7 protein-coding genes are annotated in these 12,924 nt (G+C 39.1%); 6 read left to right on the forward strand and 1 reads right to left on the reverse strand.

All coding sequences use genetic code 11. From position 1 onward, the window contains the following. The first annotated feature begins 19 nt into the window (after positions 1–19). Entirely contained in the window at positions 20–3,058 is a 3,039-nt protein-coding gene (locus OTK00_RS00795) for an S-layer homology domain-containing protein (RefSeq protein WP_045168484.1), read from the forward strand. Between the two features lie 602 nt (positions 3,059–3,660). Here the strand turns inward: OTK00_RS00795 and OTK00_RS00800 are convergent. Beyond that, the gene (locus tag OTK00_RS00800; protein ID WP_241765417.1) at positions 3,661–4,479 is read right to left on the reverse strand and encodes an NPCBM/NEW2 domain-containing protein; all 819 of its coding nucleotides are present in this window, start codon (positions 4,477–4,479) and stop codon (positions 3,661–3,663) included. A gap of 412 nt (positions 4,480–4,891) precedes the next feature. On the opposite strand from OTK00_RS00800, the gene OTK00_RS00805 reads away from it, so the two are divergent. From OTK00_RS00805 to OTK00_RS00825, 5 genes are read left to right on the forward strand one after another with little or no spacing between them, the layout of a single operon-like run. Next, positions 4,892–5,713, forward strand: coding sequence for a hypothetical protein (locus OTK00_RS00805; protein WP_045168482.1), 822 nt, complete (start codon positions 4,892–4,894; stop codon positions 5,711–5,713). A gap of 32 nt (positions 5,714–5,745) precedes the next feature. After that, entirely contained in the window at positions 5,746–7,749 is a 2,004-nt protein-coding gene (locus OTK00_RS00810) for an HlyD family efflux transporter periplasmic adaptor subunit (RefSeq protein WP_045168481.1), read from the forward strand. Positions 7,750–7,770: 21 nt separating this feature from the next. Next, positions 7,771–8,448, forward strand: a complete 678-nt coding sequence (locus OTK00_RS00815) for an ABC transporter ATP-binding protein (RefSeq protein ID WP_045168480.1) — start codon at positions 7,771–7,773, stop codon at positions 8,446–8,448. Between the two features lie 3 nt (positions 8,449–8,451). Further along, positions 8,452–9,630, forward strand: coding sequence for an ABC transporter permease (locus tag OTK00_RS00820; protein ID WP_082054578.1), 1,179 nt, complete (start codon positions 8,452–8,454; stop codon positions 9,628–9,630). Positions 9,631–9,651: 21 nt separating this feature from the next. Further along, entirely contained in the window at positions 9,652–12,882 is a 3,231-nt protein-coding gene (locus OTK00_RS00825; protein ID WP_045168479.1) for an S-layer homology domain-containing protein, read from the forward strand. Positions 12,883–12,924 lie beyond the last annotated feature (42 nt).

Genomic DNA, 12,924 nt, shown 5'->3' on the forward strand with positions numbered 1-12,924 from the left:
GGAGGTTTGGTGAGTAGTTATGAAAAGATTTAAAAGACTCATCGCTATTGTAACAGTAATGCTTTTTGCCCTCTCAATTATTGCTCCTGCGTTTGCACAGGACGAAGCAACAACAGAAGAGACAGGTTCTGTGTATGAGCAGGCAGCAAAGGTTCTTCAGGAAAAGGGTATCTTAAAAGGTAATGAGCAGGGTGACCTGATGCTTAACAAGTCACTCACAAGAGCAGAAATCCTTGCAATGATTATCAGAGCAACAGGTCAGGAAGATGTCGTCGAAAACTACAAGGATGTAGAACCATCATTCACAGATGTTTCACAAGATCACTGGGCATTTGCATATGTTGAGGCAGGAAAGGACCTCGGCATTGTAAATGGGTATCCGAATGGAACATTCAAACCAGACAAACCGGTTAAGTTTGAAGAGCTTTGCAAGATGCTTGTTGCTGCAAAAGGCGAAAGCCCGGCAGCAGGAAAGTGGCCTTTGAACTATGTAAGAAAAGCTCTTGAACTTGGATTTTTCAATGGAATCGAAGATGAAGTTGGAATTGGTGATGTTGTAATCAGAGGCCAAGCAGCGGTAGCATTTGCAAATGCATTCTTCCAGCCAGAAAAGACAATAGTTGTGAAAGACGTAAAGCCGGTTGCAAATGACACAATTGAGGTTTATGTTGATGCATATCTTGGAGATGAAGCAGCAACACTTGAAGATGGAGATGTAATTCCTCTTGACTTTGAGATCAAGGATGCATCTGATGAGACAAAGACAGTTGCTGTGACATTGATTGATTCTCAGGCATCAGACTTTGGTGCAGGAAAGCTTGTATTGAAGACAGCAGCACAGACAGAAGGAGCTACTTATAAGCTTTATTACAAGGGCAATGATACAGGTAAGACTTTTGTAGCTGTACCGGTTCAACTTCAAGTTGTAAAAGTTGAAGTTCCAAACCTGAAACAGGTTGTTGTAACATTCAACAGAGATGTAAAGGATGTTTATGCACAGGATACAAATAACTATGAGATTAAAGTTGGAGATGCAGTTAAAAACATTGGCGCTGTTAAACTTAGTGAAGACAAGAAGGTTGTTACATTAAACTTGAAAGATGATTTGGCGAACCAGGACAAAGTAAAAGTTACCTTGAAAACAGGATTGGGATTGAAAGCAGATTATACAGCAGAAATAGGACCGGTTGTTGATGCACAGGCACCTTCAATTGCAAAAGTAACAGCTATCAATCCACAGAAGATTCAGATTGAATTCAGTGAGCCTGTTAAAAATTATGGTACTTCATCAAATTACACAGTCAATGGTATGTATCTTGTAAAACAAGTAAAAGGGTTTGCAGAGGACAGCTCAATTGATCCGAATGTTATTGTGTTGTACCTGTATACTCCACTTAATGTTGGCAGCAATACTCTCAGTGTTGCAGGCGTAACGGATATTGCAGGAAATACTGTTGTTAATCCTAGAGTAAGCTTCAATGTTGCTGAAGATAAATCACCAATTGAGCTAAAGAATGTAAGTGCAACAATGACCCAGATCAAATTTGAATTCAGCAAAGCTATACAGAATATTGTAAGCATCTCACTATCAAATGGAACAGTTACAGGAACATCAATTGATGGTAATGTAGTAACAATCTCACTTGGCGATGACATTACAAGCTGCATACCAGTATCTGGTGCTAGTGTTTCACTTCAAGTGGGTGATTATGCAGGACAAACGGCTACATTTAACAAGTACATTGTTCCTACAATAGATACAGAAAGACCAACCATTAAATCTGTCAATGTGGCTGATTCAACTACAGTAAAGATAACATTCAGTGAAGATGTAAGAGTACCAAGTGTGTCGGATAACAAAATAGTTGTGAAAGATAAGGACGGAAATCAAAGAGTAATCAGTGCTATTACATGGGATACAGATGACAGTGGTAACCAGATTAAGAACACCTTAAAAGTTACGGTTGCTTCACCGCTGCCGGCGGGTGTTGTGACAGTTGTGGTAAGTGGTGTTGAAGATGCATCACCTCTCAAAAATGCAAGCTTACCACAGACTGTAACAGCAACCTTAAGTGATACAACACCACCAAGTGTTGTTGCACCTATTGTTTACAATGATGTTGCCGGTGACACGACAGAACTTTATATAACATTTGACAAAACATTGAATGCGGCAAGTGCTAATGCTGTTGCAAATTATAAGTACCTGGATAGCACATATGTAACAAGGGACTTCAGCGGAGCTTCAGCAACTTTACTTTCCAACGGCAAAACAGTAAAGCTGGTTGTGAAAGACAGCGAATTTGCAAGCATGACATATCTGCAAATAATGGGTGTTGCTGACACAAATGGTAACAAACTTACAACCGCAGTGCTAAAGAATGGTTCCAATTTTGTCAATGCTGGTGCTGCTATAGTCACAGTTGATGCAAATAAATTGCCTGAGGCTGTTTCAACAAATAAGATTAAAGTTTACCTAACAGGTCCTATAAATGAGTATACAATTTACGGTGGCGATTTTGAAGTTAAAGCTGGATCAAGTACAATAGACATACTTTATGCAAAGTGGCTGGGCGATGAGAAAGCAGTTGAGCTTAATCTGGCAACTGCTGTAGGCGCTGATGCTAAGAGGGATGGTAATCCAGTTACTGTTTCAGTAAAGGCTAACTCTGTAACAAAAGATTTGCTTGGAAGATCACTTAATAACGGTTCAGCAGTTGGTCCATTTACAGTTGCTGATAAGATTGCACCAACAATTTCCTCAGTAGAAGCAGTATTCAATACTACAGCTAATCAGACATATGTAACTGTAAACTTCAGTGAAAATATTACTGTTGGCAATGTGCTTGATCAGTTCAAGGTTTATATCGGTGGGGCGTTGACACAACCAGATGATATAACAGTTGGTCAGAACAATATTGTTTTCAAGTTTAATGGTGACAAGAGATACAGTGCAATCAAAGTTGATTATATACCACATTACAATGGATCTTACAGAGTAAAAGATGGTGCTTCAAACGAGCTTGGACAGACAAGTGTAACAGCTACATGGAAGTAATTGTAGATAACAAAAAGAGGGTGAGTTGAATACTCACCCTCTTTTTATTTTGGGCTCTATAATAAATAGGCTCTATAATAAATATTGGGGTGGGGGAAAAAGGAAAAAATATAGCGCTTATTCTGAATGCCTGCTATAATAGAAACTGTTTTATGACAGAAAACACTCAAAAAGAGAAGGGAAGCATCCAGAATAAGTGCTTAAGTATGATAAGTATAATTATATCACTGAACTTTTAAAATCTAAGAATATTATTTTTTACCAAATGAATTAGAATTAAAGTGAAATTAATATATATAAGTGATTGCATATGGTATTGTTTTTTAAGATTGTATTACCAAAATAAGTGTTTATAACATTTAACGCATAATTGAAAAAGTTAAGAATGGGAAACATTCAGAAAATCCACTTTACTGCTTGACAAAGAGTGTTTTAAGGATAGTTAATTTATAAATACTGATCAATTTGATAGGAAATTTGTATTGCTTTTAAAAAGATATACATAACAGATCATATAGCTACAAGTAATAGAAGTATTACACTAAAAAAGAAGAATATTAGTAACAGAAAGATATTTAAATAAAAAGTCAAAAATCTGAGGATTAAGGCAAAAGAAGCGGATCGCCCACACAGATGCAAGTATCACCCATGTCATTAGCGGTTATTCGTTCAAATTGCAGTGTTAATGTGTTTACATTTTCAACAGTTACTTCAGCATATACAGGTTTTTTGTTCAGCTCAATTTTGTATTCGCCAATAAGTCTATCATCACCAAATATCCTGACCACACCTTTTGAGCCGCTGGTTGAGCAATCAGCAATGACGAGCCAGCAGCTGAATTTTTTAAACTTTCCGTCAATCTTGTATGAAAGGCTAAATTTTGCACCATTTGTCCAGTGCTTCCACCAGATGTTTTTGAAAAACTTTTGATAGTTTACAGTAATATTTTCATCATTAAAACCAAATGAAGTATACATCCCAATGGGTGAAGCACTGAGGTCGGTCAGCCATGTGCCCTCCTTTTTTTTGAACGAGGACATTATTTTAACCTGTTTAGATTTGTCATCAAAAACGTAATCCTTTTTTGTTATATTCAGAAATGTAGTAATGATCGATTCAAAATGAACATATCTACGTCCTTTGTAACTCAGGAATGGAAGCTTTTCTGAAATGGTAATATCATCTTTTACAAGGTCGTATTCATATTCCTTTGGCATGTTTGCAAGCTTTTGATTTAATAATTTTACCTGGCTTTGCAGTGAGGAAATTTGCTTTTTGAGGTTTGCATTTTCAGACTTTAAGTTGTTGTACTGCTTTAGAAGATTTTCATAAAGCTGCCTGTAATCTGGCTTGGTTGAAGCAAGCCCATAAACTGACACAAGGAGAAAGAGAGTTGATACCAAAAACATATACTTTTTCAACAGAAATCATCTCCTTTCAATGTGTAAGATTTTAAATACACTTTGTTACTAAAAATATAATTAAATCATGCAAAAATATCAACAAAATAAAATTACATAAAATAAATTTTATATATGTAATGTAAATAATAACTTAAAAATTCAACATTTAGAGACGATAATGGCTCATACCAGAAGTATCCAAAACATTAGATGTATCGTTGTGTATTAACCACATAATTGAATAAAATGTATATCTAATTAAGCAAATAATTATCTTTGCTATGCACTACCAGTTATAGAGGCTATTTAGGTCTACTTTTACATTCCCCTAGATTTTCACATTTCATTAAAATTTGTTTATAGAAATTTAAAAATTTATTCATAAATTTTTAAAGAGGAAAAATTTTCATGAATAAGGCTAAAGTAAAGTATGAAAATATTCAAATTACTGAAAGCCTGCATAAGCTTCATACTTGTATTTACTTTTATTTTTGCAATGTTAGTCTTACCATGGGATATATCACATGCCCAATCCAATAGCTCACAAAATTCACAGTCAGATTTAATTGATGTTGTAAAAAGCTTATCTGGCAGCAAAATCACAATCTACATTGCAAAGCTCTCATCCCAGAGCGATGGCAGAGGTTTTGGAAGAGGTCGAATTGAGCTGACAGGCAAGACACAAACAATTACAGTTTCAAACAAGACAACAATTGTAACAAGATCATTTCAAAACGGTCAGGTGGTTGAAAAGAAGCTATCAACAAAGGACTTAAAGACAAACAATATCCTGTACATCTGGTATGCAGATAGCAAAAAGAAAACCATCTCAAAAATACTTGTCCAGGGCACATACGACCCGTATCAGACGCCGGAGCTGATAGGCATTATTAAAAAAGTTGAGTCAGGCAAAATCACGGTAGTGGTTGCAACAATCGAAAGGCCACAGCCACCACAGAACACATCAAACAATCAAGCCCAGCAAAGAACAAATCCTCAGCCGCCACAGGGCGGGTTTAGAAGAGGCATGATGAATTTGAAACTATCAAATCAAACAAAGACAGTAGCAATTTCAAAATCAACAGAAATTGTAACAAGAAATTTTCAAAACGGTCAGATGACAGAAAAGAAGCTGGCAGTAAAGGATTTAAAAGCAAACAACATAGTGTACATCTGGTATTCTGACAGTAAAAAGACAACTGCAAAAAGGATTATGGTAATGGGAACATATAACCAGAACAGTTCAAAATAACACAGTAAAAAAGCGAAAGGAAGGGTGTGCATATGGCAGAGAAAGTAAAGCCTCTAAAAACTTCTAAGTTAAAGTTCAGCTTAAAAAGCAAGGCTTTAAAGAAAGTTGTAATATCCATAGCAATTGTTGCAATTCTGGCAGGAGCAGGGTTTGGGGTATACAGGTTTGTCCAGGTAAGAAAAAATCAAAATCAGACCATTCAGCAGCGGACTGCAAGGGTAACCAGGGGAGATATCACAGTTAGCGTTACAGGCTCCGGTCCGATTGAGTCAGCTCAAAGTGTAGATTTAACATCTACTGTCAGCTCAAACATTACAAAGGTCAACTTTAACGATGGCGACAGGGTTAAAAAAGGAGATGTAATTTTTGAGCTTGAAAACCAGGATGCAAAGGATAAGATAGACTCAATCAAAAGCCAGATAGACGATGTCCAGTCGTCAATTTTGGATGTTGAAGATAGCATCAAAAACCTCAATGTCACGGCACCGATTTCCGGGTATGTAAAAAACCTCAACCTATCAGAAGGTGACAGGGTCGCAAAAGGCTCAAATTTACTCACAATAATAGATACATCAAAGCTGAAAGTCACATTGCCATTTTCAGCAGCTCTTTTTGGCAAAGTCAAAATAGGCACGCCAGCAGTTGTTTATATTCCAGACATATCCCAGTCAGTCCAGGGTACAGTTAGCTATCTTGGGAACATAACTTACACAAATGAATACGGTGGCAGGGTTTTTGATGTTGAGATAACAATCTCAAATCCAGGTGCTCTGCAGGAAGGCATGAAAGCAAGTGCCGAGATAAAGGCAGGAAATGATGTGTATCTTAGCACACAGGATGCAGCAATGGAGTATGTAAACAAAGAAAATGTCAAAGCAAAGGTTGATGGTGAGGTTGAAGAGATTTTTGCAAAAAACAACCAGTTTGTTGAAAAAGGTGCGCTGCTACTGAAGCTTTCAAACGATGACCTGTCAAAACAGCTCAAGAACTATCAGACACAGCTTAAAAACTTGCAACAGCAGCTGAAAGAGGCAGAGGACAATTTGGAAAACTACTACATCAAAGCTCCATTTGACGGAGTTGTGACGAATATCAACTTCAAAAAAGGTGATAACATAAAAGCAGGAGAAGTGCTTGCAACCATATTTGACGACAAAAATTTGGTATTCAAGGTTGACATAGATGAACTTGATATTGCTAAAATAAAAGTAGGGCAAAAAGTAAATATAACAGTTGATGCACTGACAGACACCCAGACAAACCCGCTGACAGGAAAAGTTGCTAAAATCCCGCTTGAAGGTACAACACAAAACGGTGTTACAACATATTCTGTTACAATCTCGATTGACAATCCAAAAGATCTCAAGATTGGCATGAATGCAAACGCAGAGATAATTGTAAACCAGAAACAGAATGTGTTGATGGTACCGCTTGAAGCTGTGCAGAAATTTGGTAACAGGTACTTTGTGTTTGTAAAATCATCTGAACAAAATGGCTCTCAAGAAGGAGAGACCGGTGGATTTTTCCCGCAGGGAGGCTTTGAAAGCAGTCAGCAAAGCCAGGGCTCACAAAGCTGGCGACAAAGATGGCAGCAGGAAGGTGGCAGCACACAGAATGCACAGCAGTGGTCAAACAGCCAAACAAGAGGTTCATGGTCACAAAACAGCCAAACTGCAGGCAGCTTTTCACAGCAGCGAGCAAGAAGAATGGCAAGCCTTCTTAACAACAGCTATTACAAGGGCGCAGTTTTACGACCTGTTGAGGTTGGAATCAACAATGATTCTTATATTGAAATTGTAAGTGGTCTTAGCGAAGGGGATATTGTTGTGCTGCCACCACTTTCAACAGGCTCAACAAGCACACAGACGCAAACTCAGCAAGGATTTAATATAATGGGCGGATTTGGCGCCCCGGGTGGTGGAATGCCGGGCGAGTTCAGACAATACAGGCAGTTCAGACAGAACCAGAGTTCAGGAGGCAGCGGTACAACAAACAGAAATTCAACCGGTAATCAGGGCAGTTCTACACAAAGATAAAAAAGAAGGTGAAAGCTTGCTATGATTGAACTTATAGACATATACAAAATTTACAAAATGGGCGATAGCGAAGTGTATGCTTTAAACGGTGTTAGCTTAAAAATCAACCCTCACGAGTTTGTTGCCATAGTGGGACCATCCGGTTCAGGAAAATCAACCCTGATGAACATAATAGGCTGTCTTGACACACCTACATCTGGCACATATATACTGGATGGTCATGAGGTTAGCAGGCTGAATGACAATCAGCTTGCCGAGATTCGAAACAGCAAGATAGGTTTTGTGTTTCAGAGTTTTAACTTAATTCCACAGCTCACAGCGCTTGAAAATGTTGAACTTCCTCTGATTTACAAAGGCATGCCTGCATCGGCAAGGCACAGGCTTGCAAAGGAAGCCTTGGCAAGGGTTGGCTTGGAGCAAAGAATGCATCACAGACCAAGGCAGCTGTCTGGCGGGCAGCAGCAGAGGGTTGCAATTGCAAGGGCGCTTGTCACAAACCCGGCAATAATTCTTGCAGATGAGCCAACAGGAAACCTGGATTCAAAGTCAGGTGCTGAAATAATACAAATATTCAAGGAACTTCATGTACAGGGCAGCACAATTGTTTTGATCACGCATGACAATAATATAGCCACTCAGGCAAAAAGGATTGTGAGAATTCAGGATGGTCAGATAATAGAAGACAGGGAGGTGAGCTGACAGGTGGCACAGTTTATTTTAGCTTTTAGAATGGCAATAAAAAGTATACTTTCAAATAAGCTGAGGTCCTTTTTGACAATGCTTGGTGTTATCATAGGTATCTGGGCGGTAATTGCAGTTGTTGGACTTGCGCAGGGGAGTACAAAAAGCATAACAGACAGGCTTCAGAGGCTTGGGACAAATCTAATACAGATAAACATAACAGGAAGAAACAGCAACAGAAATGTCACATTTGAGGAACTTCAGCAGTTTGCCGACCAGCATGCAGATGATATAGAAGCAATTGCACCGACTGTGTCAAGCTCTGTTACACTGAAGTATGGAACAACCACACATGACACCACTCTTATCGGGACAACTGCGGACTACAGCACAGTCAGAGATGTAAATGTCAGCAGTGGAAGGTTTATATTGCCTATTGATGTGGACTATCGTCAAAAAGTTGCGCTTGTTGGCACTTACATTGTGAAAGATTTGTTCAATGGTGAAAATCCAATAGGAAAAAAGTTAAAGATAAACGGGCAGATATTCACGGTTGTTGGTGTTTTGGAGGAGCGTGCAAATTCACAGGAGCAGTCAGACGACGACCAGGTGATAGTGCCGGTGACTGTTGCGCAAAGACTCACACGAAACGCGATCATCCGAAACTTTGCGATAAAAATCACAGACGGAAACAAAAGTGACACTGTTATGAACTACCTGAATAATTTTCTGTACAAAATCTACAACGACACAACTGCATACAGGGTATTTAACACAGCCCAGCTCCTTGACACCTTAAACAGCGTAACGCAAACACTTACACTCATGCTTGCAGGAATTGCCGCAATCTCACTAATTGTTGGTGGAATTGGAATCATGAATATCATGCTTGTATCTGTGACTGAGAGAACAAGAGAAATAGGAATCAGAAAAGCAATTGGCGCAAAGAGAAGAAATATTCTTGTTCAGTTTTTAATAGAGGCATCTGTTGTGACAGGGCTTGGAGGAATAATTGGGATTATTTTGGGGTATGTGACAATTAATTTGTTCTCAAAGCTAAATGTTGCAACGGCAATATTCTCTGTACCATGGGCAATTTTAGCATTTACCATTTCACTTGCGATTGGGATAGTCTTTGGGCTGTTCCCGGCTTCAAAGGCGTCCAGACTGAATCCAATTGAAGCTTTAAGATATGAATAAAACCTTGGAGGGATTTGAAAGATGAGAAAAAAGTTGATAACAGCTTTCGTGATGCTTTGTTTTGTGATTGTCAGCACCGGTGTTTTTTCTGCTTTTGCTGCATACAGGGACATTCCATCAAATGCAAGTTACAAGCAGGCTGTAGAAAAGCTAAATAAGCTTGGAATTCTTGTTTACAGGGACTATTTCAAGCCAGGTGCCAGTGTAACACGCGGTGAATTTGCAGCTGCAATTGTCAGGATTTCAAACGCAGAGGATGAAGCAAACCTGTTAAAAGGTTATTCGCAGTATCCCGACATAAAACCAAACACAGCCCTGTGTGGATTTGTCAACTGGGCTGTGAAGAAAAAATACATGACACCAATGGCAGACGGCAAATTTAATCCCAACGGCCCACTAACCTTTGCACAGGCGACAACTGCTATTGTTAGAATGCTCGGGTATTCTGACTCAGACCTCTCTGGCATCTGGCCACAAAGCTATATCGACAGGGCATCTGAACTTGGACTTATAAAAGGAATAAACCTTTCAGCTTCTCAAAAGGTTCCGCGCTGGGCTCTTGCCTTGATGCTATCAAGGCTTCTTGACACTGAGGTCAAAACTGGTGGGAGTCAAGCGCAGGGCAGCCAGTCAGCTTCAAGTTTAGTCACAGCATCAAACCAGAGTAGCAGTGGTATAAAATTTTCTGAGTATGTTGGGCTTTACAAATCGTATGTTGTGCTTGATACTGGAAAGACATCTTCAAAGCTTCTTTCGAATGAGGTTCTGACAGATAGCGGTGTGCTTGTGAACACAACAAAAGCCCAGCTGGAAGCTGGAAAAAGGTATATGCTTCAGGTTGATGGCAGCAAAATCACAAAGGTGTTTGGAGTTGAAACTGATTCTTTTCAGATTATCAGCACAAAGGTTGATGGAAAGACTGTATATTACAAAGAAAGTGGAAAGACAAAGTCAATAACTTTGCCATCTTCAGCAACATACTATTACAATGGCTCAAAACAAAGCTACGATGCAATAGAAAATGTTCTAAAACCAAACCAGAAGATAAGCTTTATATATTCTGAGGATAGAAGCAAAGTGGACTGTATTGTAATCAAAGACATATATTCACCAGAAGTTTATGGAAACTATGATGAGCTGCTGGTTCTGGCAACTTACAAAACATCATCGGCACTGGATCCAAATCAGGTTCAGACAGACAGGGGAATATACTTTGTTGCACCTTCTATAAAACCTGATAGCCTTGAAATAGGTACAAAGTATGGAGTGTATATAAAGAATGACACAATTACAGCAGTTTCTCAGAAAGTGTGGACATCTGATAAGTTTACCATCAAAAATATAGATAATTATACACTTAATGCTGTTCAAGATGACAAAACACAGAAGATTCAGCTAAGCAGTAAGCCTTTGTATTACTATCAGGGGACGAAGCAGAGCTATGAGAATCTGCCAAACATTTTAAAAGAAGGTCAGATACTCTATGTATCAAAAGACATAGACACAGGCAGGGTTATGGCATATGTTATTCAGGACCCATACGGCAGTGAGTACGGAAACTACATTGAGGCAATAGTTTTGCAAAATGCACTTTTAAATTCAAGCCTTGAGAACAACCAGGTGCTTACCGACAAGGGCATATACTACCTTCCATCTGAAGATACAAAGCTTGAGATAGGAGCAAAGTATGGGTTTTATGTTAAAGACGATAAAATAACGCTTGTTATAAAGAAGCTGAATGCTACTTTGCAGTATGAGGTAACAGATGTTATAAGCGATACCAACGTCAAGCTAAAGGGTGCTCAGGGGCAGGAGAATTTGATTTTGCCTCAAAAGCCAGCTTACTATTACAATGGAGCAAAGATGAACTATACAGAACTCAAAAATGTGCTAAAAGCAGGGCAGAAAATCTACTTTGGCTATGCAAAGGATGGCAGGACATGCGAATATGTTGTAATCCAGGATCCATATTCTTCTGAGTATGGCACATATGCAGAAGTGATAGTGATGGCTGATAGCATTTCGTCAAGCAAGCTTGCAACAGGTGAGGTTCTGACAGACAGGGGCATATATGTTGTGGGAAGATCTGCAGGAAAGCTTTCTGTTGGAGCAAAGTATGGTGTGTATATCAAAAATGATACAATCACAAAGGTTGTGAAAAAGCTCAATAATAGCGAACAGGCAGAGATCACAGCGGTTGTGAGCGATACAAATGTGAAGCTCAAAAAAGGCAGCACTGAGAACACCATGTTCCTTCCACAAAAACCCACGTATTACTATAATGGAAACAAAGTAAGTTATGACCAGCTAAAGAGCATTCTCAAGATGGGGCAGAAGATATATTTTGGTTACAACCAGTCAGGAAGTTCTTATGAGTACGCAATCATCCAGGACCCATACTATGATGAATACGGAACATACATGGAAGTTATTGTGATGGGCACAAGCAAGGTAACAAAAGGTCTTGCAGAGGATGAAGTTCTGACAGACAGGGGTATTTTGAGCTTGCCATCGAGTCAGAACACAAGCTTGGAGCTTGGCGCAAAGTATGGGCTTTATGTTGACTCAAGTAACAATATAACATATGTGTACAAAAAGTTTAACTCAACCGATGGCATGACAGTTGTATACGCACTTGGGAGCAAAGTAACAGTTGATAAGGGCGGAACACAGGTTGATATGAACCTGCCACAGAACATAACCTACTATTACAATGGTGCAAAGATAGATTATCAAACGGCGCTGCAAAAGATTGTAAGGAACACATCGCTTGTGTTTGGGATGTCAGCACAGAAGCAGGGCAAATATGACTACTGTGTTATATTTGACCCGGTATACAGCAAACCATATCTTGCAGATGAGCAAACCTACCTGACTTTGAAAGCAGGTGATCTGGATATAAGTGGTAGCAGTAAAGTTATAAAAGATGGGGATGTTGTTGATTACAGCTACATCCAGAAAAATGATGTTGTATATGCTGTGACAGACATCTGGGGTGGCAACAAGTTCATACTTGTTGTAGATAATAAGGTTGAAGGTTATATCAAAAGCTACCAGCCAACAAGACTAACGCCAAGATTTATTGTTGCAACTGTATTTGACCCGACATCAGGAAAGCTTGTGGACAGGACGTATGAGGTGAGCGAGGATTTTGACCCGTCTGTGCTTCTGGCAGACACATTCAAAGTTGGTCAGAGAGTGTATCTCATCCTGGGGTATGATGGCAGGGTGGTAAATATGGTAAAACCGTAAAAAGTGACTTTTAACTGGCTCAATAACTAAAAGGGACTTGCC

This window comes from Caldicellulosiruptor morganii (assembly GCF_026810225.1).
GTDB lineage: Bacteria > Bacillota > Thermoanaerobacteria > Caldicellulosiruptorales > Caldicellulosiruptoraceae > Caldicellulosiruptor > Caldicellulosiruptor morganii.

Coding starts and splice junctions, on each gene's coding strand:
- OTK00_RS00795 (WP_045168484.1), top strand. CDS start 20: ATGAAAAGATTTAAAAGACTCATCGCTATTGTAACAGTAATGCTTTTT.
- OTK00_RS00805 (WP_045168482.1), top strand. CDS start 4,892: ATGAAAATATTCAAATTACTGAAAGCCTGCATAAGCTTCATACTTGTA.
- OTK00_RS00810 (WP_045168481.1), top strand. CDS start 5,746: ATGGCAGAGAAAGTAAAGCCTCTAAAAACTTCTAAGTTAAAGTTCAGC.
- OTK00_RS00815 (WP_045168480.1), top strand. CDS start 7,771: ATGATTGAACTTATAGACATATACAAAATTTACAAAATGGGCGATAGC.
- OTK00_RS00825 (WP_045168479.1), top strand. CDS start 9,652: ATGAGAAAAAAGTTGATAACAGCTTTCGTGATGCTTTGTTTTGTGATT.